Source organism: Streptococcus pseudopneumoniae (assembly GCF_001072375.1).
Taxonomy (GTDB): domain Bacteria; phylum Bacillota; class Bacilli; order Lactobacillales; family Streptococcaceae; genus Streptococcus; species Streptococcus pseudopneumoniae_L.
This window is the reverse complement of sequence record NZ_JVKV01000109.1, coordinates 32,983-57,698: the sequence shown is the minus strand read 5'-3', so window position 1 is coordinate 57,698 and position 24,716 is coordinate 32,983. Positions and strand designations below refer to the sequence as shown.

Sequence of the window (24,716 nt, the reverse complement as noted above, 5' to 3'; positions counted from 1 at the left end):
ATTCCTCTATTTTATTCGTCAAACATGCTTCCAATCAAGCTACGGAAACGATCCGTTAATTTACCTTTGCTCTTTTCTTCTGATTGAAGAGGAGCTACTGGTTCAACAGATTGAGTTGTTTCAGGCTCAGGAGTTGTCACTGTATTAAATACTGGTCGTGGAGAAACAGGTGAAACTGGTTGAGCTGAACTTCTAAAGTCAATCGGTTGGTGGCGTAAACTTTCGTCACCTCGAATTGCTCGTTGTGCCAAAACATTCACTTCAGTAAGACTACCAGCGAATTCTGACAAGCTGATGACATGGGCAAAAGCAGGGTTGCGAATCCCAACTTGATTTGGCACGAATAACTTAACGCGTACTCCAAATACTTCTTGTGCCAATTCAACGACACCTGGAAGAAGGGCATTCCCACCAATTAAGACAATACCTCCTGGCAAGTCTAACAGGTGACGTCTTTCCAAGTCTTGCTTAATTTGCTCAAAAATGTGCTTAAGTCTTGCTGAAATAATCTCAGCCAAGTATTCTTCAGTCACTTCAACTGGCTCAACTTCACCAATCACTTCAACTTGGAAAGTTTCCTTGCTAGCTAGTGGTGGATAAGCTTCCCCATAGTTCAGTTTTAGACCTTCTGCAATTTTCTTAGAAGTCTTGAGAACTTTTGAAATGTCTTTTGTGACATAATCGCCACCTTCTTGGTTAACATTTGTATATTGAAGTTCTTGGTTGCGAATAGTGGCAACAGTCGTTTGCCCACCACCCATATCAATAACAGTCGCACCAAACTCACGTTCACCTTCATTCAAGACAGAGTGAACCATTGCAAGAGGTGAAATAATCACGTTATCGACTTGAACGCCTACACGCTCAACAGTTTTACGAAGATTGTGGAGGATCGTACGTGGGCCAGTGTACAAGAGACCACGCATTTCCAAACGCACACCCATCATCCCGCGAGGATCACGAATTCCTTGGAATCCATCTACGACAAATTCCTCTGGAATAAAGGTGATAACTTCACGGTCTGGAGTCATACTTTTAGTCAAGGCTGATTTGACGACATTTTCGACATCTTGATCCGTAATTTCTTTTGTATCTGATGTCACTGGAATCATGCCTTGAGTTGGCTCCACTTGTAGCAAATTAGCTGGTAGGCCAACGTTTACAGACTTGATTGAAATTCCTGCTTTTTCTTCTGCTTGAGAAATTGCAGACTTAATAGCAGTCGCTGCTGCTTCGATGTCAACGATAATCCCATCTTTGACACCTTTACTTTTGGCATTGCTAACGCCAATTACATTTACTTCACCATTTACAAGCTCTGCAACCAACACTTTAATAGAGCTAGTTCCGATATCTAAGCCTGTAAAAAAACCATTTCTAGTCATTACACTGCGTCCTCTCTATCTTCCCAGTTTCACACTTCTATTTTTAATAGCTACACCAAGGCATAACTACTCACAAAATATTATAACACAAAAAAAACATTCGTGCTCGAATTTTCTAACATTTAAACAAGCTTTTTCTTGAATTTTTATAATTATCCGACGATTGCATATACGAGTAAACAAAAAAAGAAAGAGAATCTCTCTTCCCTCTCTTTCTGTATACATTTTGGCCTCCAGTAAGGCTATTTTTTAAGGTCTTGTTTGTAAAATTCTTTCAAGGCATCTTTCCAAGTTGGAATGACAAATCCAGTAGCTTTAGCTTTAGCCAACATTGTTGAGTTTAGTGGACGTTTAGCTTTGGCAGGAAATTGACTTGAGTCTACTGGCTTGACTTCGACATCTGTATCCTTCAAAATTTCAACTGCAAAGTCATACCACGTTGTGTCTTCTGTCGCATCATTTGACAAATGATAATAACCAAATTCCTTGCGATTTTCAGCTAGGAAAGTCATGAACTCGGCCAGGGTACGCGTCCAGGTTGGTCGACCATGTTGATCATTTACAACTGTCAAAGTCTTATGAGTTTTAGCAAGATTTTGCATTGTGAAGACGAAGTTTTTGCCGTAATTTCCAAAAACCCAGGCAGTACGGATAATATAGAAGTTTGAAATGTGTTTTTCTACAAGCTCCTCTCCCATACGCTTAGTACGACCATATTCAGTTTGAGGATCTGGTTTGTCATCCACTTCCCACTCTTGTCCAACTGGTTTCTTACCGTCAAATACATAATCGGTAGAGATGTAGACTAGAGTTGCACCATGCTTTTCGGATGCTTTTGCGACATTTTCTGTCCCTGTCACATTGATGGCAAAGTCCAATTCTTTCCCTTCATCCTCTGCTGCATCAACAGCGGTGTAGGCCGCACAATGGTAAACTAAAGTCGGTTTCACCTCTTCAAAAACTTTCTCAACCATTTCTGCATCGGTAATATCCATCTCAGCCACATCAAAGTTGAAAGTGGATAGTAAATCATCGGTTTATCATAAACCGGCATCAGTTGTTTTGATGCAGCTCGAGTCAACGGATATAAACGCGTCCCCGAACCACCCGCGAGAATAATTCCTTTCATAGTAGGGTACCTTTATTTGTTGTTGTATAATAATTAAATTGTTAAAAATGCAAGTTTCAGTAACCAAACTCATCCGTTACTACACTAAGTGCACGTTCAATAACCACATGCATATCATAGTATTTATAGTCTGCTAGACGTCCACAGAAGATGACCTTGTCATTTTTGGCTGCTTCTTCTTGGTACTTAGCAAATATAGCATTATTTTTGTCGTCATTAATCGGATAGTATGGTTCATCCCCACGTTTCCAATCGGCTGGGTATTCGCGAGTAATGACCGTCTTCGGTTGTGTACCATACTCGAAGTGCTTATGCTCAATGATACGAGTAAAAGGAATCTCACGCTCTGTGTAGTTGACCACTGCATTTCCTTGATGGTTTTCCTCATCCAAGACTTCATGTTCAAAACGAAGACTGCGATACTCCAACTCACCATGTTTGTAATCAAAGTACTGGTCAATCATTCCTGTAAAGACAACTTTTTCAGCTGAAGCTTCAAGTTCTTCACGATTAGCAAAGAAGTCAACACCAAGTTCTACTTCTACATCGCCTAGCATGTTTTCAATGATGACGTTGTACCCACCGATTGGAATTCCTTGGTAACGGTCATTAAAGTAGTTATTATCAAAAGTCAATCGAACTGGAAGACGTTTGATGATAAATGGCGGAAGGTCTGTTGCAGAACGGCCCCATTGTTTTTCAGTGTATCCCTTGATCAACTTTTCGTAGATATCTGGACCAATCAACTTGATAGCTTGTTCTTCAAGGTTTTTAGGCTCAACATCTTTCATGTCAGCCGTTTGCTCGGCAATCTTATCCTTAACTTCTTGCGGAGTCTTGGTTCCCCACATAGCGTAGAATGTATTCATATTAAAGGGAAGATTGTATAGACTGCCCTTGTAGTTGGCTACTGGTGAGTTGATATAGTTATTAAACTCAGCAAACTGGTTGACATAGTCCCAAACTTTTTTGTTTGAAGTATGGAAAATGTGAGCACCGTACTTGTGAACGTTGATACCTTCAACATTTTCACAATAGATGTTTCCACCAATGTGATCACGCTTGTCAATCACTTTTACTTTTTTGCCACGTTTTGTAGCTTCGTGTGCGAAAATTGCTCCAGACAAACCTGCACCAACGATAAGATAATCGTACATTTTTTCTCCTTTTTATAATTTAATGATTCGATTAAGATAAGGAACTTTCATTAACATTCTAATAACAATAAAACTTACACACAATGTAAATATAGAAAATAGTAAGTATGCCCCTACAAAACTAAAACCAAATAGTTTTTCCCACATCTTCATAACATAAGTGTGTACTATGAAAATCCCCATAGTTTGATTAGAAAGAGAAACAATCCATTTACTCTTATCTCCATTCAAATCAAGTGTGAATACTGTCAAGAAGATACCTAAAGTTACAATCTTTACAAATAGAATATCATAAAAATATTCAGCAAAAAGATTATGATAAATAGTTTTCGCTAGGAAAAACAATATTATCGGTGAAATCAAAAACAAAAGTAGGCTAATTATTTTCATCCAATTCTTAAACCTTGATTTGAGACTACACACATTAAATTGCGCTACAAAACCACCTAAAATATAATAGAAAAACCAGGTCCATAATCTGAAAGTTTGTACAACATAGGTTTGTATCGGCATTTGAAGTAGAATATTTGATAACTCAAAAATCACCCCAATAGCGACCAATAAAGAAATAAGGTATAAATAGTTTCTTTTTGAATTTAGAAATTTTTTCAAAATCGGCAAACATAGATAGATAAGTATTAGTGCACCGAAAAACCAAAACTGAAAGAAATAACCTTTTTGTAGCAAAGAACCTACAATTTTTTTGATTGGATTAGTTGTAAAATCTCGTTTAAAAAGCCATACGATAAATGTCCATGATGACACTGTTATTAGAATCCATTTTACTTTCTGGAGTATGTAGGGATAAGTTATCTCTCTCTTTCCTAACAATAAATAACCATTGACCATAAAAAATAGGGGAATAGAGTAGGTACCTAAATAATATAAATATGCCAAAAAATTCCATGAGCCTGTCTCTTTAAATCCGCCCATTGTTGTATGAAGTAAAACAACTCCAACACAGGCAAGCACTTTTATTAAATCTAGGTTGATATTTCTAATTTTTCTCATTCTAGTTTTTCCTAATAAGTTGTTTTAGTTCTTTAACATTTATCACTTTCAGAGATAAAATTGCAAAAAGATAGATGATTCCACCAAGAACTGCGAATATTATAACATTTAAGGTTGGTGGAAAATGTATAACTGTTTTTGAACCTAACAAAAGGCCATACATGATAGCTGATGCCAGAATAATTTTCATCATAGATCCGATAATCGGAACATCTTTTAAATATCTGCGAGTAAAGAACAATTGAATTGCCCACACAAGTGCTTCTGTCAATACAGAGACAATCGCTGCTCCGATATAACCAAGTTTAGGAAGAAATAGCAAGTTCAAGCCTACACTGATTATTGCGGGAGCCGTTGTTGAAATCATGAATTCTTTATTTCGGTTATGAGGTATCAGTATCTGAATTCCCATTATATTAGTCCAACCGATAAAGAACATACGGAAGATCATAATGGCAATTGCATAGCGCGCATCTTGAAAGTCTTGACCAAGGAAAAATTGAACAAAGTCATCATTCACAATTAACATCCCCGCTATAATCGGGAAAATGACTAAATTATAAATGAGGAAAGACATTTCATGCATTTTATTGACTGCCTTTTGTTCACCTGTTGATAGCAGATGCGCAACACGAGGTAACATGACGCTTCCTAATGAAGTTACCAAGGTCAAAAGGATGTTGACTAATTTTAGAGCCTGGTCATAGATTCCTACATCTTTAGTAGATGCTAATGCTCCAAGCATGGTGCGATCTAGCGTAACATACAAAGAAATAGCCACTTGGGGAAGGAATAATAATATGACAGGTTTCAAATGATGCCTAGCATAATCTATATCAAAATGAGGTCTACCAATAAACTCTTGGGCGGGTAACCACATACTTAGTTGCCCCAAGAGTTCAAAGATGGTTAGCAAAAAGACATAGAGGTAAAGGTCATTTGCAGATTTGACAAAAAGGAAGATAGAAATTACCCCAACGAGTTTTACCGTTATATTGCGAACAGTTATCTTTCGAAAATCCTCCAACCCTTGAAAAAGCCAGGAAATGTCTAAGCCTTTAGAAAGCAAACTCAATCCCAGAATATAGGCGACTGGATTTTGCATAAAGGAAAGATTCAGACAAAGAAGACCATACAAAGCTAGAGAAAGAACGGTTGCACCTAATTGCAGAGAGTATATTCCCCAAAAATTTTTTTCAATTTCCTTGCGATGTCCTGAAATGACCTTGGTCCCATAGTTGGCAACTCCTAAAGTCGCTAAGAGGATAAAATAAGTAACAATGGAGTTAAAATAACCATAAGTCCCTAGATCATCCGATGAAAAAACTCGTGTTACATAGGGAGTCGTAATAATCGGGAGAATAATCACCAACAATTGATAAGAAAGATTGTAGGCATAATTTTTTAAGATTTTCATTTCAAAGAGAGACTCCTACTTCGTTTTTATTAAATATATTTTATTTTACAAAATAAAAATAGATCATTAGAAATTTCAAGCTACATATTTTAAAGTAGTCTCTAAAAATTCTTTTTTCTTTAGAAAAAAGAATTTTTAGGCTTTTAAATTTTTAAATTTTGAGGTGTTTAGAAAAATCATCATGTTCCAAATTCTTGATGTAAAAACAGGTACACTTAAAAATGAAAATCTCTTATAATTTTTACGATCATCAACGAAAAATCAACTCAAGTATCCTCAATAATATCTAATAATACAACCTCTGCCAAGAATAGAGATTCTTTGATCCCTTATAAGTGAATATAGAAAAAACATATATTGTTTTTAAAGCTGTTGATATACATAATTTTTTTCAATTATAATCCATAGGAATGACTTTTTTTATCTCATCTTCACTATATATAACATATCCTAAAAACAAAATCGCTGGATTATACATTATATCTATTAATTGAGGGTCAAACATAGAATGTAGTGACAAAAATACAATCATCATTGTATAATATGTATTTCTACTGAGATTCTTTGATCCAACAATATAATATCCAACCAATATTAAAAGTAAAATTATTATTCCAAATCTAAATAAAATATTTAGATATGAAGAATCTACATAATTATATGTTAATTCCGAAAACATATTTTGTTCAAAAATCCATCTTATTTTTTGTCCAAAAAACGTTATGTCAAAGTTATTGAAAGCAGCACTTCCAAGTCGTAATCTACCTGTTAATATTAAATTCATATGATCCAAAAGTGGTAGTCTATACCTATAACTCCATGACAAAACTCCAGCTATAATTGCTGAAAATAGCATACTGTACTTATTCAAAAAAAGACTATATGTTTTTATCTTCAATACCTTTAAAAACAAACAAACAATAATAGCAGCTGTAGAGTAATAGAATACTGCTCTCGTATCAGTTAAAGAATATAGATATAAATTTATGAGAAATAAAGCTATTAGTTCTACATATTTAATCATATGTTTTCTTAAATATAAATAGAAGATTGTCACATGGAAAAAGTAATTCGAGCTAAATGTTGAATATGTATACCCTAGAGCATATCGTATTTTCCCACCTGTTCTAACTCCTGAATTTATAACTTCCCCTACTATATTCAGTCTATAGCATATTGCTAGAAAAATCATCAATGCTATAATCTCTATAAGCCAAACTTTTATAACCTTATTTATATCTATATTATTCATGTTTAACATTAGTGCTACTATAGGCATTAAAATGAAAAAACTATCTGAATTATACGATACTACTACTACTATCGTCGAAATAACTATCGAAAAGATAATAAACTTTTTAATATGTGGTTCTAAAATATATTTTAATAATAAAAGGATACACGCTATAATTATTAAAATTTTTATCAATTCACTAAATAGAGGGTATTCATTTACAAAGGCCGTTTGCCCTAGATATTTTGAACCAACTATAATAATAAAAGATATGTAAAAAAGTAACTGATATATATTTACTTTTATACTCATGCTGGATGCTCCTATATCCCGTACTTGCTTAACCTATTTAATTTAAAACTAACTATTGGATATATTATAAATGAATATCTTCTATTATGTATTTCATTAAAATATAATAAGTAGCTTGTCTTCATACGAGAATCATAGGTGTATTCTAGTTTATATTTTCTAATATAATCTGTAGTTTCCTTTAATAATCGCTCTCTATCATCTGACAAGAACGCCAATAGATATCTCGTGTTCAGTAAACCTTTTAGAAGAGAGTGAACTAGATCTTTAAAATATACATCTCCCAATGTGCTATAGAATTCCAATATGCTTTCTGTAACTTTTCTACTATGTTCAATATTTTTCATTCTATTTTCTATGGCCATACTTTGATCAGGTCTACCTAAGAAATACTGATATACATCTAAATTCCAGTATTCCCAATCGTTAATATATTTCAAAGGAAAAACTATATACTGAATATCTACATAAAAGATTTTTTCTGTCAATTTGATATTATTTTCTTTTAGGATACATGTTTTATATGTAACACTATGCATTGGAAAAATTTTGGGAATTTTATTATTTTTATAATAATCTTCAACATTGATTACCTTTTCTAATTCCACTCTATTTTCATACGTAAATTGCTTGCTAAAATTCGTAACAACCATATCTACATCAGTTTTTTCTAATCTTTTTAAGTACTCTTCAAAATCTGATTTTTTTACCCAATCATCTCCATCTACTATCTTAAAATACTTTCCTTTAGCTTCCTCTATGCCTTTATTTACTGCTGAACCATGTCCACCATTACTCTTGTTTATTACTCTTATATTTAAACAGTCTATTTTTTCTATTAATTCTGTCACTACTTGTAGAGTATTATCTGTGCTTCCATCATTAATAATCAATACTTCAAACAAATTCTTCAACTTATCCTCTACATTGAGGAAAGACTCTATATTTCTCTCTATATATTTTTCTATATTATATGTTGGAACAACAATACTTAAAATCATTACTACCCTCCTTATTTTTTAATTATTTATTTGTTGGTTAGATATTTTTTTAAAACAAAAGCATATAATTTAGGGCTGATACTGAATAGTATATGCTTTATTTTATGGTTTTTTGTGATCTTACTATTAAAAATTACCATGAGTAAATCTCTTCTATATTCTAAAGATTTAGCTTTTACTTCTGTTGACATTGCAGATTCAATCATAGAGTTTACTACTTGAAAACCTCCAGTAAACATTCTTGTTCTCAAAGCAATAGATAATTCTCTATTATCTGGAAAATCTTCTTCCAAATATCTATAATTTTTTTCTATAGCTCTGTAAAAATCTTCTAATTTTGATGTGTATTTACTCTTCGTTGTACTTCCAATACGTTGATAATAATTATAATAATATTGATTTGACACAACTACCTTCTTAGCGTCCATTAAATGCTTATAAGCTATAGCTAGATCTTCAAAAAGTTGATCTGGGAAAGGCCACTTTTCTAATATTTCCCTTCGATATAATTTTCCACATGGTGTAGCCCCCAAGAGTCTTCCGTAATACATTTCTTCTATCAATCTCTCTTTATTCAAGATAACTATTTTTTCATCCTTGTTTGAATAGACATTTCTATCCTGAGTGTGATCTCTTACCACTCTTAATGGAGTTACTACTAAATCTGAATCATATCGTTCAGCTAATTCTACAAGATATTCTACCGCATTATTATCATAATAATCATCTGCATCTAAAAATAAAATCCAGTCAGAGGTTGAATGTTTTAATCCAATATTCCTAGCTCTTCCTTGTCCGCCATTCTCAACTGAAATTATTTTAATTCTATTATCTTTCTTAGAATATTCTTCACATATAGCAAGAGAATTATCTTCGGAGCCATCATTTACTAGAATAATTTCTAAATTTTTATAGCTTTGTTTTAGAATACCTCCTATACTATATTTTAAATATTTTTCAACATTATATACTGGAACTATTACTGAAACTTTTTCCATTATTCCTCCTGCTAATATTTCTACTAAAGTGATTGGGTAGCAATCTATATTGCATATATTCTATGATGTTCTTTTAATTTTACTTCTATCTAAAATTTTATATGTACTCTCTAATCCTTCCTTAGCTTCAAACATACCTACCCATCCTAACTTTTCCAATTTTGTACTATCTAAGCTAGAATTATCCATAGGATTTTTTTGTTTTTCTTCTAATTCATTTGGTAATTCAAATAGCAATTTTACTCCAGCTACTTCAGCTATTATAGATGCCATCTCTCTTATTGATATAATGGATTTTTTATTTGAAATATTGTATGCATCACCAGACTGACCTTGCAAAAGAACTGTCAATATTGCACTTGCACAGTCCAAACTATGACAATATGATCGTAGTTGTTCTCCTTTGCTTTTCATTACTAAGTTTTGTCCTCTGATTGCATCATACATAAAAGCAGATGAAATCCTTTTATCTGTTATTTTTAAGCTAGGACCATAAATATGACCTGGACGAACAATTTTTATAGCTACGCCATATTGTTCAGAATAACTTTTACATAATGTCTCTGTTGCTCGTTTTGAACTTGAATAGGAAGCTCTCACATCTAAAATATTTACATATCCATACTCATCTTCTTGATATGGGGTATGATTCTCTTTTTTTCCATACACTTCACTAGATGAAACATAAACTACAGACTTTACTGATTTTTTCAAGGCATAATCTAGTAAATTTTTCATACCTAAAAAATTACTAAGCATTGTATCTACAGGATTACTGATATATAAATCTGGACTTGCATTACTGGCTCCGTGAATTATATAATCAACAGAGAAATTAAAATCAATATCTTTATTAGCATCATAAGGAACATAAACAATATTTTCATTATCTACATAATTTCCAAATCGTTTTTTTAGTCCTTCTTCATTCCTTGCACAAGCATAAATTTTAACTCCGAATTGGTGATTCTTATTCAGTATAATCAATTGATCAATAATAGTCGAACAAATAAGGCCTGTTGATCCCGTGATAAGAATTGATTTATCCTTTAAAGTCTCAACACCAACTATATTTTTTATAGATTTGTCTACATAATCCTTATATAGACTTATGTCAAATAAGTTCACAGTTTAATCCTTAATCCAATTTTCTTTTTTAGATTTGAGAAGGGCTTTAAAAATTTCGAGATCATCTAACGTGGTTATTTTTAAATTTTTTTCAGACCCCATAGAAAAATACGTCTCTTTTCCGAACATCTTCATTAATTCACAGGAAGCTGCAACCTCAGTTATTCCTTTTTCTATAGCTCTGTTATGAAGTTCCAGTATATCATCTAAATTATAAATATGTGGTGTCTGCGTTCTCCTCAATAACTCTCTTTTTAAAGAGCTAATAGAATGATTTTCAGTCTCGTTGTCTAATACAAAAGTAACCTCAACACAAGGAATTGCAGCCACTGCATTTCCATACCTACTATAAGTTGAAAATGCATCATCAATAATTTCGTTGCTTACCATCGGTCGATTACCATCATGAATTAAAACAGTCACTTGCCTATCTATATTATTTTTCTTTATTTCATTAAGACCATTATAGATAGATAACTGACCGGTTTCTCCACCATTTACTATATACTTTAATTTCGTAATATTAAACTGTCTAGCATATGTTTTCAACATTTCTTCCCAGCCTTTTAATACTACTACACATATTTCATCAATGTTTGGATGATTTTGAAATTTTTCTAGCGTATGAATAATGAGAGGCCTATTGTCAACATGTATAAATTGTTTCGGTATATCTTGTTTTATTCGGCTTCCTATTCCTGACGCTGTCAATAGTGCGATTTTCATAACAGCCCTCCTTAGTTAATTCCAATTTTTTCTAACAATCTTTTACTATTATTTCCATCTCTATATTTATTTACTTTTTCATTAAATTCCCTTCGTTCTTCTTTAAATTTATCCACATTATGTGTAATTTCATTTATGAAATTACACATATCATCTAAGGATTTTATTTTATTTCCCTTTAGGTAGTCCATAGGTTTCTCTACTATAAATCCTCTATTTTTATTGTAATCATCAAAGTCTCTTATACAAAAAGCTATTGGTTTATCTAACAAATAATAATCGTAAAAAACTGAAGAATAATCTGTTATTAATGCTTTACTGTCTCTTAATAATTCATATAATTTTATGTTCTTTTTCCTACTATTTTCTTCTGATAGTATCTGAATATTACTATAGCTAGGCATTTTAGCAGGAAGGGTTTGAAGCGGGTGAAGCTTCACTATCATATTTAGATTGTCTTCTTTTAGGAGATTATTCACTTTTTTTAATTCTTCGAACGAATAATCTCCTATCAAAATTTCTTCCGAATTTGTATCACTATATCCTAATTTCTCAGATTGCCTAAATGTTGGCAACCAGACAATGTAATTAGAAGTAACTTTTTTTTCTTCATTAAAAAAAATATCTGTTCTACTTTGACCACAAATTTTAACAACTTCGATATCACAAGAATGAACTTTTGTAGCTAGTTCTTTAAACATCTCGCTTGTAACAATTACGTCTGTGTAGTATTTTTCTTTTTTTACAATTTTTCTCTGGTATTTATCAATATCTTTAAAAAACATACCATGCCACATCTGGACTACACGTTGATTAAAAGGAATAATAGGAATTTTCCCAAAAGAGTAAAATACGAAGCTACTTGTAAAGTATTTTAATATCCCATTAATTCCATTTATAAAATATACATTTTTTAGATTCTTATATTTCAAATTTAAATTATGATAGTCTGTACAAGAACAGTATATCTTATACTTTGTATAATATTCATTGTCTATCAAATGTTCAAATAGAGATAATGAATTATCAGAGAGTTCTTTGGGGGAATATATAAGTATTTGTTTTTCTTTTTTTATATATTTATTAATAACAGAAAATACTTTAAATATTGTTTTTTGAGCAAATAAACGGAATGATTTCTTTAAATTCATCACAAGCTACCTATTCTTTCTTCCAATTTCCTACAAAACTCCTTATTATTACTATTTATTGTTACTTCTGATTTATCGTTTCTTAAATTTGTAAGTAGTTTTTTTATATCATTAATTACAATAATTGGATAATACTGCTTTACTTTATTACAGAATTCTAACTGATGGTCATTCACATGCTCTCCAAATTTTTTTTGTCTTGGAACAACTATCGGAATTTTACCTTTAGCAATAACCCCCATAAAAGTCGCTGGTCCACCATGAGTAATGATAATATTTGATTCATCAATTAATTGATTCATTTTTTCATAAGAAATTATCTTTTCCCATTCACAATATTTCGGAATATAATTGGAATATCCTGTTTGAATAAATACCTCATCTTGTATAAGATTTTCTTTTTTTAAACGATCAACTTCTTTAATCAAGCGATCAAATTGTTGTTCATGTGTACCTACAGTCACAAAAATCATTAGAATATTCCTCCTAGATTAATTGCTTTTGGGTATACTTTTTTCATTTCTTCCCATTGGACAATGAACCTGTCAGTTACTGGATAAACGAGTTTCCCTGTCATTGTCGGAGCATCAATTCTATCAAACACTTCTATATAGACTGTCTTTGAACCAAACAACTTTCCAATATAAAAGAAAGGAACAGCGACAGCAGCACCAGATGAAATAATTACATCTGGTCGCTCTTTTTTTAATATTTTAAAAGCAAGAAAAGTATTTTTTATTAAATTTTTGATATTACGGTTGGTTGGATAATAACAGGGATATAAAACTTCCTCAGAGAGCACACTCCTAGCATCCTCCTTATCAAAAGTAACCCAAAATCTTTCTTTATCTTTCCAAAAAGGTTTTAACAAATACAAATGAGCTAAATGACCTCCACTAGATCCAACTAGACATACTTTCATCCCTTACTTCGCTCCATCTCTCATCAACACAACTTTTACAGTTTTTAACAATATTTCAAAATCTTTCCAAATGGTCCAATCGTCGATATAAGCCACATCCAATTTAACGACTTCATCGAAGTTTGTAATTTCACTTCGACCACTAATTTGCCACAAACCTGTAATACCAGGTTTGAAGCTTAGACGACGTTTTTGTTCAGGTGTGTATTTTTCGTACTCATCTAGAGTTGGTGGGCGCGTACCGACTAGACTCATGTCGCCAATCAAAACATTCCAAAATTGTGGCAATTCATCCAAGCTAGTTTTTCGGATAAATTGTCCAATCTTTGTCACTCGAGGATCGTTATCGATCTTAAACATCCCACCTTGCATGGTATTTTGATCCATCAACTGTTCCTTGATCGCTTCTGCATCGACTCGCATCGAGCGGAATTTATAAAAGGTAAAGTGACGACCATTTTTTCCGACACGAGTTTGTGAAAAAATTGCAGGCCCACCATCTTTTCGAATCATAGGAACTAAAAATAGGCTAGCAATCCCACATAGGATCAATCCAACAATGGCCCCACAAATGTCGAGGATGCGTTTGGCAATCACATGGCTCGACTTGTAAAAATTTGTAGAAAATGTCACTACGTTCAAGCCCGCCATCTCATGGATTTGTTTATCACGACCTAAGTTTTTGTCGAAAGCATTGAGATTGACTGTGACAGCGATTCCCATGGTTTCAAACTGAGAAATAATGGCTCCAATGTCGTAGTCTTCACTTGGAAGATTGACAAAGACTTCATCCACTACCTCGTGCGTTGCATAAGAGATCAACTGTTCCCTCGGAACAACCGTCACCTTTTCATGAGTAAAGTCTGGCATGTCTAAAACACTGACTGCAACCAGTTTCCCTTGAACATCGTTAGCGGTTAACAAACGGTCCAACACTTTTTCAGTACGTGATGTCGCTGTGATCAACAAAATATTACGACTGCTCTTCAAATTATGGTTAAAGGTTTTCCAATAACGCTTCAAAAAGAAACAGAGGAGATAATTCAAAACACCATACAAAGAAAGTAAATAGAGCATCCCTCGTCTAGAAATCACAAATTTTTCTTTTAAGAAGAAACTTGAAAAACTAATCAACAAGGCATAAAAGAGGATGTATTTAATCGTTTCTACTAACTCAACATACTGGCCTCGTTTGAAAAAATCTTTACCATAATCACTAATGTAGAAGGCTGCAAAGTGAAGAAAAAATAAGACGAATACTGTATTTGGAACAATATCAGTTTCTGAAATTGCAATCAGTATATAAGCTAATACACTAACAAGTATACTCTGTAAGAATGCCAGAGTTACATTGTAGAAACCCCTTCCTTCCATACTGGACTCCCTAACTTCATTTTATCTTTTTTCATAATTGCCATAGCCACCATAAGAACCATATTTTTCACGTTGAACATCAAATTTATTCAAAACTACACCTAGAAATGGTTTTCCAGTGTGTTCTAACTGACTTTTAGCTTTTTGCACTTCTCTTCGTTTTGCTACACCAGCTTCTGCTACTAAAACGGATGCATCACATTTTTGGACAATAATGGCTGCATCAATTACAACCCCTATAGGGGCAGTATCAACGATGATATAATCAAAATATTTGCGTAAAGTCTCAATCATTTTTTCAAAGTTGGCGCTTTGTAAGAGAGCTGTTGGATTCGGTGAAACTGCTCCTGATTGAACTACAAATAAATTTTCAACGTCTGTTTCACAGAGACCATGTGACAAATCCTGAGTCCCAGCTAGATAATCTGTCAAACCAGTGATTTTTTCTCTTGACTTGAATACTCCAGACATGACTGAATTTCGGATGTCGGCATCAATCAATAGCGTTTTGTAGCCTGCACGCGCAAAAGCCCAAGCGATATTTGTAGAAGTTGTAGATTTTCCTTCACTCGGATCGACCGATGTAACTGCAATAACCTTTAAGTTATTGCCACTCAGTTGTATATTTGTACGTAAAGCATTGTAATACTCTTCCGCCTTTTTTAAAGAGTTCAGTTTTTGTTGTGATAATTCTAACTTTGCCATAAGTTCTCCCTTACTTTAATTTATCCATATCTGGAATGACTCCAAGGAGTGAGATTTTCATAACGTCTTCGATATCTTCTGGACGTTTAACACGGTCGTCTAGAAGTTCAACCAATAGAACCACGACAATCACCAAGCCTGCACCAGCACCGATTCCCATTAAGGTATTGCGACGGATATTTGGTGATGAAGGACCAGTAGCTGGACGGGCCTCCTCCAGAGTCGTTACGTCCGAAACTCGAGTAACTGCGATAATTTTTTGTGCTGCAACGTCTCGCAGTGCATTTGCAATACGACTAGCTTCGTCAGGTTTATGATCACTAACTGAAATAGATACGATACGTGTATCTGCAGGGACCGTTACTTGAACCTTTTTAGCCAATGCTTTTGCATTAACGTTCAAGCCAAGATCAGCAACTACTTTCTCTAGGACATCTTGGGATAGAATGATTTCACGATAGTCCTTGACCAAGTAGGCCCCTGCTTGTAAGTCCTGATTTGTTAGTCCTGCTTTATCGTTTTGATTTCGATTAACCACATAGATTCGCGTTGTACTTCTATACTCAGGTTTGACCACAAAACTACTATACGCAAAGGAAGCAGCTCCTGCTACGATGGCTACAAGAAGGATTAGCAGTTTCTTTTTCCATAGCGCCTTTAATAACTGAATAACGTTGATTTCAATAGTATCTTGTTCTTTCATTTTAACTCCTATATTATTTGATCTTTAATGACTTTTTCGGGATTTTTCACGAATAGTTCCCGAGCCTTATCTTGGCCATACCTTTTACTCACTATCTCATAAGCCTCTCGCATATAAGGTGGACGACTCTCTAGATTATGCATATCACTAGCAACTATATGAACCAAGTCCCTCTCCAAAAAATAGCGAGCACGCTTTTTCATGAATTTATAGGTGTCGCCAAACAGTTTTGGTTTGAGGACACTTGAACTATTGACCTGGGTATAACATCCCATGTTGATGAGGTCGTGCACCCTTTTTTCATTATTTTCCAAAGCATCATAACGTTCTATATGGGCAATAACAGGGGTTATTCCCAACATCAAAATATTGGTCAATGCGCTATGGATTTCACGATAAGGGGTATTCATACTAAATTCTATCAAGGCATAGCGAGTGCCATTTAATTGAGGAATCTGTTGATTCTCTAATTTGTTTAAAGCATCACTGCTGTAATAGATTTCTGCTCCATACAAGATGGTTAAGTCGGGAGCAATTTCTTTAGCCAATTCCTTGACAACTTTAAAATTTCTTGCAATGTCCTCTTCTGGTGTTTCAAACATCCCCTTCCGACGATGAGAAGTCGAAACGATGGTACGAACTCCCTGAGCATAAGCTTCTCTCAGAAGCGCTATACTCTCTGCCTTATTCTTCGGACCATCATCTACATCAAAAACTATGTGTGAATGGATGTCAATCATCTTATTTTCCTTCCATGATATCTTTGATTTCTGTTTTGAGTGTCTCTAAGCTATTTTGATCTACCTCTAGCATATAAAGGCTGCTGTCAGGCATGGCATAGGAAGGAAGATCCATACGACCAGTTCCCTTTAGATCTCGAGTGATGACAGTATATTTTCCTCCACTTGCTAGTTGAGCATTTGCTAGGCTAACCATGGTTTCAGGAGGCATATTGGTTTGTACAGAATCTTGCAACCCTTGCATAATACCATCAAAATTCTTCAAGGCTTCTGCCGAAGTTAGTTTTTGAATAATGGCAGCAATGACTTTTTGTTGATTACGTCCACGATCTCCATCACCATTAGTTAAGGAGTAACGTTCACGAACAAAACCTAGAGCCTGCTCAGAGTTTAGGTGCACATTTCCAACAGGGAAGTGATAATTCCCATGAAGTGATGTGAAGTCTTGATCATTATAAACATCGACACCACCTAAGAGATCAATCAATTTCAAAAAGGAGGTGAAGTTGAGTCGTGCATAATAATTCAGGTCAATTCCATAGAGATTTTCTAGGGTATGAATGGAAGCATCCACGCCGTAAATACCTGCATGGGTCAATTTATCATTTTGGTTATTACCGCCATCAGCTATAGGCACATAGGCATCACGAGGCGTTGTTGTCAGGAGAATTTTCTTGGTTTCTTGATTAACCGTCATGATGATATTGACATCCGAACGAGAAACGGAGCTAATCGGTCCGTATGTATCAATCCCACTAATATAGATATTAAATGCCTTGTTTTGAGAAACCTTAGGTGCCTCAACAGTCTTGGTTAGTTCTTTGGTATAAATCTTCTTGATCTTTTTGGCATGGTCTGGGTACTCTTGCTCAATCAGATTTTCAAAGACACTGTTCAAAACGATTGCCTTGGTCTCTCCAGCCAGCAAACTCTTATAAGCCGCAAGATAGGAAGCACTTTCTTCAACCGTTAAGTCTTTACTCTGACTTGTCTTAATATCATCGAGCAGTTTTTTAATATTTTCGGCATCTGTTTTGGTTGGAGCCGTCACACTGGATAATTCCGAAACATTTCCAATCTCACTATCCGCCAAAACTGCAACACTGATAGAGTAACTAGAATAGTTAGATGTCGCATTGAGTTGATTTGCTAGGCTGATAAATTGATGAACTCCAATCAAAGAAATGGAACTGACAAATACCGACACCAAGAGTAAAATCATGGTGAAAATCTTAGCTTTTCTCTTTAGAATCAAAAATAAAGCTATTAGCGCAAGCAAGATCATCACGATTGCTATAAGAATATTGGCATAACTAATTGCTAAAATATGATATCTGAATATTAAAAACAGCAAAAAACAAGCAAGCACGGTATACACAAACAACAAAATAATATTGATGCTTTGTTGAATCTTGCTCGTTTTTCTTTCTTTTGAATGTCTACTCAACTTACACCTCTACAAAGTATTTTTTATTTTTATTATATCATAAAGTAGTACTGGATACCATTAAGACATATTAAGTAACCGTTTTTATTCACCTTAAAAACATGAATAGTAAATTTCAATGATAAAACAGCTAAAACTTTACTTAAAAGAGATTTCTCAGTTAAAAAGGCAGAGATAAAAATCCCGACCTTTATGTTTATTGATCATGAAACTTTATCACGACAGCAGATGATTTTTTGTTCATCTTTTAAACTATGAGATGAAGTTTGGGTTTACCGATTTCTGTTCTACTACCACTCTTTATACTTATTTCACGTGACTTTCAAAGTCTTTTTGACTCTTTTCGACAGAATTTTTACGTTCTTGTTCCCATTTAGCTTTCGCTTCGTCAAATTGAGCAGTTGTTACTACCTCTGTTTGCAGTCTCATGTACTTGTAGTTACTTCCAGTACCTTTGATTCCGACAAGTGAGTAAGCTCGTGTAAATGGTGTAACACGTGTCACTGAAGCCCCACCACCGTTTGAATTTACAGGAAGCAATAGCGAACTATCAATCAACCAGGCTTGTGCGTCTGCATAGTTTTCATAGCGTTTAGCTACATCTGTATTTTCTGCATCAGCCGCTTTCAATTTTTTAGTATATTGGTCCAATCCAATACTTGTAATCTTATCAGCATCCTTGCTTGGATCAAGCCCTAAAATCTTGAGATAGAATCCATCCTCAGCGTTGAAAGGATTGAGATAAGTTGATGGATCTTGGTAGTCCGCAGACCAACCATCCAAGTTCAAATCATAGTCATGATCAGCTGTAGTTGGTGCTTGGAATGTCGCATTGGCATAGTCTTCTGTTGAAATTTGAACTACATCAATCACTACATTTTCTGCCCCAAGAGTTGATTCGACAGATTGTTTAAGCGAATTAATCTTTGGAAGCAAGGTTTTGTTAACTTGGTCTACAGGCAAGTCCAAATGAATTGGGAAGCTCACACCTTGAGCTTCTAACTCTTTCTTAGCCTCAGCAAATTGAGCTTGTGCTTTTTCTTTGTTGAAGTATCCATCTTGAGCATCTTCAAGATTCATATTTGACCACTGAGTACCGTAGTTTACCAACTTAGATGAAACTGTCTCACCAAAGGTCTTATCTCCAACTTGTACGAAAGTTGGTGGGACAAGCGTGTTACGAAGAGTGTTTTTAGCAGCTTCTTCTCCATTAGATTGAGCCGAGTAGGCTGTACGATCAAGTGCAAAGTTGATGGCTTGACGGAAGTTTTTATTTAAAATAGCAGCTTGGGTCGCTTGTTTTTGCTCATCGCTAGTCTTAGCTGTATGATTGTATGCTTGGCGGTTAACGTTAAAATTATAGTACCAAGAAGTTGCGTCCTGCAAGCTATAGACGATGTTGTCCTTATATTTTTCCTTAGTCTTTGCAAAGTTTGAACTATTTGGGTAGACACCAGCAGATGAGTAAGCACCACTTTCAAAGTTACGAATCGTCATATCTTGGTCAGAACCATCAACATAGGCCAATTTAACTCTTTCAATCGTTACTTTTTCTTGGTCATAGTAATGAGGATTCTTCTTGTACTCGAGTGATGATTTTGATGTAAATTCTTTTAACAAATAAGGGCCGCTATAAAGAATACTATCTGCTTTCAACTCTCCAAATTCTTTACCTTTAGAAGTCAAGAATTCTTCATTCACTGGGAACAAGATACTATTGGTAGTCTTAGAGTTCCAGAATGGTTCTGGTCGTGTCAAGGTATATTGGACAGTATAGTCATCCAAGGCTTTGACTCCAACATTTGAAAAGTCAGTATTTGCACCTGTCACATAATCATCTAATCCCTTGATTGAGTTTTGAATCAAATCAAGCGCTTGACTCTTGTTATCAGCTGCATACTTGATACCTGTGACGAAATCTTGTGCTTTAATGGAGGCGTATTCTTCCCCATCAGCCGTGAACCATTTAGCATCTTGACGAAGTTTATAAGTGTAAGTCAAGCCATCCTTTGAAACACTCCAATCTTCTGCAAGAGCAGGAATGAGATTTCCATAATTGTCATTTTCAAGCAAACCATCTACCAAGTTGGTTACAACAGCAGTGTTATCGCCTGAATAGTCCAAAAGGTAGTTGAAGGTTGTTGGATCGGCACCAAATGTAGACGAGTAGGTTTTAGCATCTGATGCTGACTTTCCACACGCTGTCAACAAGACCGCAGCAGCAAGTGTCAACCCCGCTCCAATCAAACGTTTTTTAAGTTTCATGTTTCATTTCTCCTTATATGTTAGGTTTTGTAACATATAACTATGTTATCAAATTTTGACCTAAAAGTAAAGTTATATCCTTATTTGTCCATTCGTCAATAAAAGGAGAAAAGAAAGAAATCCTGCTTTAAAACAGGATTTCTTTATTCGTTACAAAAGACTATTTAACGTGATTTACTAGTTCTTTTTGGTATTTGGCATTTGTTTCGATTTTCTCTTTTTTCCATTTCTTGAGAGCTTCTTCGTATTCTTTAGTGGTTACAATATCGTTTTGCAACTCTAAGCCTTTGAATACAAATGGATCACCCTTGATACCAACTTGAGAGTAAGCTTTTGTGAATGGCACTGTACGGCTAACTGTCGGAGAACCACCTGAAGAAGCTACAGGGATAAGAAGTGAGCTATCTGAAACCCAAGCTTGTGCTTTGGCATATTTTTCATAGCGTTTGTTAAGATCGCTTGTTTCTGATCCTGCATCATCCAAGAGTTTCTTGTACTCATCAAGTCCAACTTGAGCCATAACTTCTGGATCTTTACCTTTTGTGATACCCAAGTGTTTAAGAGCAGAACCCTTCTTAGCATCTAAGATATTGAGGTAGGTTGCTGGGTCTTGATAGTCTGGTCCCCATCCAGTTCCGTTCAAGTCATAGTCTTTTTGAGAAGGTACTTTGGCTTGAGATGTGATACTCATTTTCTCATTGTCAGTCATTTGAAGTACATCGATGACAACATTTTCACTTCCAAGTGCTGCTTCGACAGACTGTTTAAGAGAGTTGGTTTGCTGTACAGCAATGACATCTGTCTGCTCAACTGGAATATCCAAATGGATTGGGAAGGTTACACCTTTAGCTTGCAATTCTGATTTTGCTTTTTCAAAAGCAGCTTTTGCTTTTGTCGGATTGTAAAGGGTATCTTTACCATCTGTCAAAGCTACATCCTTCCACTGGTCTCCGTATGTTACCAATTGTTCTTGAGCCAATTCACCGAAGGTCTTTTCACCAACTTGAACATAGTCATAAGGCACAAGGCTAGTACGGATAATCTTGTCTGCACCTTCTTCGCCATTCATCTGTGCAGAGTAAGCATGACGGTCAAGAGCGAAGTTGATAGCTTGACGGAAGTTTTTATTGAGAAGCGCTTCTTTAGTTGATGTTTTTTGGGCTTCATCTGTCTTAGCTGTTTTATTGTAAGACTGACGATTTACGTTGAAAGTAAAGTAATAGCTTGTCGCTTCTTGCGGACTATAAACGATCTTATCGCCGTATTCTTTCTTAGTTGAATCAAAGCTTGAGCTAGTTGGGAAGAGACGAGCTGTTGTATAGGCTCCTGATGAGAAACTACGAATCAATGATTCTTGGTCAGAACCATCGTAGAAGGTAAGCTTGACGTGGTCAATTTTAACATTGTCTTTGTCCCAATAATTTGGGTTCTTTTCGTACTCGATCACTGATTTTGAAGTGAAGTTCTTCAAAATATATGGACCATTGTAGAGAATACCTGAAGGCGCTGCCGCACCGTAATCTTTCCCTTGAGAATTTAAGAATTCTTCATTAACAGGGAGCATAGTCGCTGTTGTCACCTTAGAATTCCAGAAGCTTTCTGGTTTGTTTAAGGTATACTCGACTGTATAATCGTCAACTGCTTTGACACCGACTGTTGAGAAGTCATTTGTTTCACCGCTAACATACTCTGCCAAACCTTTGATAGAATCTTGGATAAGAGTTAGGCCATCTGATTTGCCATCTGCAGCATGCTTCAAACCTGTCACAAAGTCTTGGGCCTTGACTTCAGCATACTCTTCTCCTTCTGAAGTATACCATTTGACACCTTTACGTAGCTTGTAGGTGTAGGTCAAACCGTCCTGTGAAACAGACCAGTCTTCAGCAAGCGATGGAATCAAGTTTCCATATTTGTCATTTTCCAAGAGTCCGTCGACCAAGTTGGCAATGACGTCTGATGTTGAACTTTTACTAGTAACGCTATAGTCCAATGTTGTTGGATCAATGGCATATACATACGAAAATGTTGTTGGAGCATCTGCTTTTTTCTCAGTCTTGCCACAAGCTGCCAAAAGAAGAGCTGCGCTCATCGTTATCCCTGCTACTACGAGCCACTTTTTCGATTTCATCGGTATTCTCCTTTAAAATACTATTTTTCACCATTATACCCTATTTTTATATAAAAGCAAGGGTTTTCAGATGATTTTTTAGAAAATTCAAACTAATATTTATTAAAGAAGTTTTTACACTTATTTTAGAAAAAAACTCAAGCATCTGAGACACTTGAGTTTCTGGTTTTAATCAGCTAATTCGACACAGAAGGCATCCCATGGAGCCAAGTTTTGTTTCTCTAAAACATCTTGTACTGAGGTATTTTCAATCAATATAGACTTAACTGACCCTTCTACTGCAAACTCTTGCTGCTGGTTGGACAAATTGGCCACAACTAGGAAACGACGGTCTCCATCTTTACGGATATAAGCAAAGACTTTTTCAGCCGTATCAAGAAGTTCAAAGTCAGCACGAACCAACCAGTTATTTTCCTTACGAAGTTTTACTAATTTTTGATAAGTATAGAAGATAGAATCTGGATTTGCTAAAGCTTCTTCTACATTTATCTTTACGTAGTTTGGATTGACTGCAAGCCAAGGTTGACCATTTGAGAAACCAGCATTTTTTGTCCCATTCCACTGCATTGGGGTACGAGCATTATCACGTCCAATCACGCGAATGCTATCCATGATTGCTTCCATTGGAACACCTTTTTCAAGAGCTTCACGCGCATAGTTGAGGGATTCAATATCATCTACTTGCTCCAAGCTTTCAAACGGGAAATTGGTCATTCCAATCTCTTCGCCTTGGTAGATATAAGGCGTCCCTCTCATAAGATGAAGTAAGATTGCATATGCTTTGGCAGATTTTTCACGGTAGTCTTGGTCATTTCCCCAGATAGAGACAATACGAGGGAGGTCATGGTTGTTCCAGAAGAGGGAATTCCAGCCATCTTCAACTCCCAACTCTGTCTGCCATTTGTTGAAAATTTCTTTTAACTTCCCAACATTTAGCTCTTTTTGGTACTGCCACTTAGGTTTCCCTTCCTGATACTGAAGACAGATATGTTCAAACTGGAAGACCATAGACAGTTCTTGTCCTTTAGGATCTGAATAGAGTTTAGCGATCTCTGGTGTTGCTCCCCAAGTTTCCCCTACTGTCAAGAGTTCTTTATCGCCAAAGGTTGCTTGATTCATTTCCTTGAGGTAGGGATGAAGCATAGGACCATTGTTGACAATCTTCTGATCAGGAATCTTCCCAATCATGTCAATGACGTCCATACGGAATCCACCAATCCCTTTATCAATCCAGAAATTCATCATCTCATAGATTTTTTGGCGAAGTTCTTCATTTTCCCAGTTGAGGTCCGGTTGCTTCTTGCTGAAAAAGTGCAGGTAGTATTGACCAGACTTTTCATCGTATTGCCAGGCAGATCCACTGAAAATTGACTCCAATTCGTTAGGTTCATCACGCCAGATATAGTAGTCTCGCTCAGGACTATCAGGATTTTCACAAGCTTCAATAAACCAAGCATGCTCATCTGATGTATGATTGACCACCAAATCCATAATGATTCGGATATCTCGTTTTTTAGCCTCAGCAATCAGCACATCCATATCTTCCATGGTTCCAAAGATAGCCGCGATGTCTTGATAATTGGCAATGTCATAACCATTGTCATCCATGGGGCTATCATAGACTGGAGAAAGCCAGATCGCTGTGATCCCTAACTTAGCTAGATAGTCTAGCTTACTGGTAATCCCAGGCAAATCACCAATCCCATCTCCATTGCTATCCTTAAAACTTTTTGGATAAACCTGATAAACAACGGCATTGTGCCACCATTTTTCTTGCATCTTT

General features: G+C 35.2%; 20 protein-coding genes and 2 pseudogenes. All 22 read right to left on the bottom strand.

What is annotated here, in order from left to right; translation table 11 throughout:
- Nucleotides 1-11: 11 nt before the first annotated feature.
- The 22 genes and pseudogenes from ftsA to ADH31_RS09235 all read right to left on the bottom strand — a co-directional run bounded on the left by ftsA (nucleotide 12) and on the right by ADH31_RS09235 (nucleotide 24,712).
- Complete coding sequence (ftsA, locus tag ADH31_RS09335; RefSeq protein WP_049510383.1) at nucleotides 12-1,385, bottom strand: cell division protein FtsA; 1,374 nt, start codon at nucleotides 1,383-1,385, stop codon at nucleotides 12-14.
- Between the two features lie 242 nt (nucleotides 1,386-1,627).
- A pseudogene (gene rfbD / locus ADH31_RS09330) lies at nucleotides 1,628-2,392 on the bottom strand (dTDP-4-dehydrorhamnose reductase); the annotation flags it as partial.
- Nucleotides 2,389-2,514: pseudogene (locus ADH31_RS09825) on the bottom strand (sugar phosphate nucleotidyltransferase); the annotation flags it as partial. The pseudogenes ADH31_RS09825 and rfbD, both read right to left, overlap by 4 nt.
- Before the next feature lie 56 nt (nucleotides 2,515-2,570).
- A complete protein-coding gene (gene glf / locus ADH31_RS09325; RefSeq protein ID WP_049510381.1) occupies nucleotides 2,571-3,671 on the bottom strand; it encodes a UDP-galactopyranose mutase in 1,101 nt (366 codons plus the stop codon).
- Between the two features lie 12 nt (nucleotides 3,672-3,683).
- The gene (locus ADH31_RS09320; RefSeq protein WP_049510379.1) at nucleotides 3,684-4,682 is read right to left on the bottom strand and encodes an acyltransferase; all 999 of its coding nucleotides are present in this window, start codon (nucleotides 4,680-4,682) and stop codon (nucleotides 3,684-3,686) included.
- Between the two features lies 1 nt (nucleotide 4,683).
- Nucleotides 4,684-6,099 (bottom strand): flippase, encoded by a 1,416-nt coding sequence (locus ADH31_RS09315; RefSeq protein ID WP_049510377.1) that lies wholly within the window; start codon nucleotides 6,097-6,099, stop codon nucleotides 4,684-4,686.
- 391 nt (nucleotides 6,100-6,490) lie between these two features.
- Complete coding sequence (locus ADH31_RS09310; RefSeq protein WP_049510374.1) at nucleotides 6,491-7,645, bottom strand: hypothetical protein; 1,155 nt, start codon at nucleotides 7,643-7,645, stop codon at nucleotides 6,491-6,493.
- 11 nt (nucleotides 7,646-7,656) lie between these two features.
- Nucleotides 7,657-8,646: a glycosyltransferase family 2 protein gene (locus tag ADH31_RS09305; RefSeq protein WP_049510372.1), complete on the bottom strand. Its 990-nt coding sequence runs from the start codon at nucleotides 8,644-8,646 to the stop codon at nucleotides 7,657-7,659.
- A 26-nt stretch (nucleotides 8,647-8,672) separates the two neighbouring features.
- Nucleotides 8,673-9,644 carry a glycosyltransferase family 2 protein gene (locus ADH31_RS09300; RefSeq protein ID WP_049510370.1) on the bottom strand — a complete coding sequence of 324 codons (972 nt, stop codon included), beginning with the start codon at nucleotides 9,642-9,644 and terminating at the stop codon, nucleotides 8,673-8,675.
- A gap of 60 nt (nucleotides 9,645-9,704) precedes the next feature.
- Nucleotides 9,705-10,772, bottom strand: a complete 1,068-nt coding sequence (locus tag ADH31_RS09295; protein ID WP_053092315.1) for an NAD-dependent epimerase/dehydratase family protein — start codon at nucleotides 10,770-10,772, stop codon at nucleotides 9,705-9,707.
- A gap of 3 nt (nucleotides 10,773-10,775) precedes the next feature.
- Nucleotides 10,776-11,498 (bottom strand): IspD/TarI family cytidylyltransferase, encoded by a 723-nt coding sequence (locus ADH31_RS09290; protein WP_049510368.1) that lies wholly within the window; start codon nucleotides 11,496-11,498, stop codon nucleotides 10,776-10,778.
- 11 nt (nucleotides 11,499-11,509) lie between these two features.
- Nucleotides 11,510-12,649 carry a CDP-glycerol glycerophosphotransferase family protein gene (locus ADH31_RS09285; protein WP_049510366.1) on the bottom strand — a complete coding sequence of 380 codons (1,140 nt, stop codon included), beginning with the start codon at nucleotides 12,647-12,649 and terminating at the stop codon, nucleotides 11,510-11,512.
- Nucleotides 12,649-13,122: a glycosyltransferase gene (locus tag ADH31_RS09280; RefSeq protein ID WP_049510365.1), complete on the bottom strand. Its 474-nt coding sequence runs from the start codon at nucleotides 13,120-13,122 to the stop codon at nucleotides 12,649-12,651. Before ADH31_RS09280 ends, ADH31_RS09285 begins: the two co-directional genes overlap by 1 nt.
- Nucleotides 13,122-13,571 carry a PssD/Cps14F family polysaccharide biosynthesis glycosyltransferase gene (gene pssD, locus ADH31_RS09275; protein WP_049510362.1) on the bottom strand — a complete coding sequence of 150 codons (450 nt, stop codon included), beginning with the start codon at nucleotides 13,569-13,571 and terminating at the stop codon, nucleotides 13,122-13,124. Before pssD ends, ADH31_RS09280 begins: the two co-directional genes overlap by 1 nt.
- 3 nt (nucleotides 13,572-13,574) lie before the next feature.
- On the bottom strand, nucleotides 13,575-14,945 hold the full coding sequence (locus ADH31_RS09270; RefSeq protein ID WP_049510360.1) for a sugar transferase: 1,371 nt from the start codon (nucleotides 14,943-14,945) through the stop codon (nucleotides 13,575-13,577).
- Nucleotides 14,946-14,966: 21 nt separating this feature from the next.
- Complete coding sequence (locus tag ADH31_RS09265) at nucleotides 14,967-15,650, bottom strand: tyrosine-protein kinase (RefSeq protein WP_049510359.1); 684 nt, start codon at nucleotides 15,648-15,650, stop codon at nucleotides 14,967-14,969.
- A 10-nt stretch (nucleotides 15,651-15,660) separates the two neighbouring features.
- A complete protein-coding gene (locus ADH31_RS09260; protein WP_049510357.1) occupies nucleotides 15,661-16,353 on the bottom strand; it encodes a CspC family polysaccharide chain length determinant protein in 693 nt (230 codons plus the stop codon).
- A gap of 8 nt (nucleotides 16,354-16,361) precedes the next feature.
- Nucleotides 16,362-17,093 carry a capsular polysaccharide biosynthesis protein Cps4B gene (gene cps4B, locus ADH31_RS09255; protein WP_049510356.1) on the bottom strand — a complete coding sequence of 244 codons (732 nt, stop codon included), beginning with the start codon at nucleotides 17,091-17,093 and terminating at the stop codon, nucleotides 16,362-16,364.
- Nucleotide 17,094: 1 nt separating this feature from the next.
- Nucleotides 17,095-18,540 carry an LCP family protein gene (locus tag ADH31_RS09250; RefSeq protein WP_049510354.1) on the bottom strand — a complete coding sequence of 482 codons (1,446 nt, stop codon included), beginning with the start codon at nucleotides 18,538-18,540 and terminating at the stop codon, nucleotides 17,095-17,097.
- Nucleotides 18,541-18,846: 306 nt separating this feature from the next.
- Nucleotides 18,847-20,805 (bottom strand): peptide ABC transporter substrate-binding protein, encoded by a 1,959-nt coding sequence (locus ADH31_RS09245; protein WP_049510353.1) that lies wholly within the window; start codon nucleotides 20,803-20,805, stop codon nucleotides 18,847-18,849.
- A 160-nt stretch (nucleotides 20,806-20,965) separates the two neighbouring features.
- Nucleotides 20,966-22,933, bottom strand: coding sequence for a peptide ABC transporter substrate-binding protein (locus ADH31_RS09240; protein WP_049510350.1), 1,968 nt, complete (start codon nucleotides 22,931-22,933; stop codon nucleotides 20,966-20,968).
- A gap of 168 nt (nucleotides 22,934-23,101) precedes the next feature.
- Entirely contained in the window at nucleotides 23,102-24,712 is a 1,611-nt protein-coding gene (locus ADH31_RS09235; protein WP_001156766.1) for a glycoside hydrolase family 13 protein, read from the bottom strand.
- Between the last annotated feature and the right edge of the window lie 4 nt (nucleotides 24,713-24,716).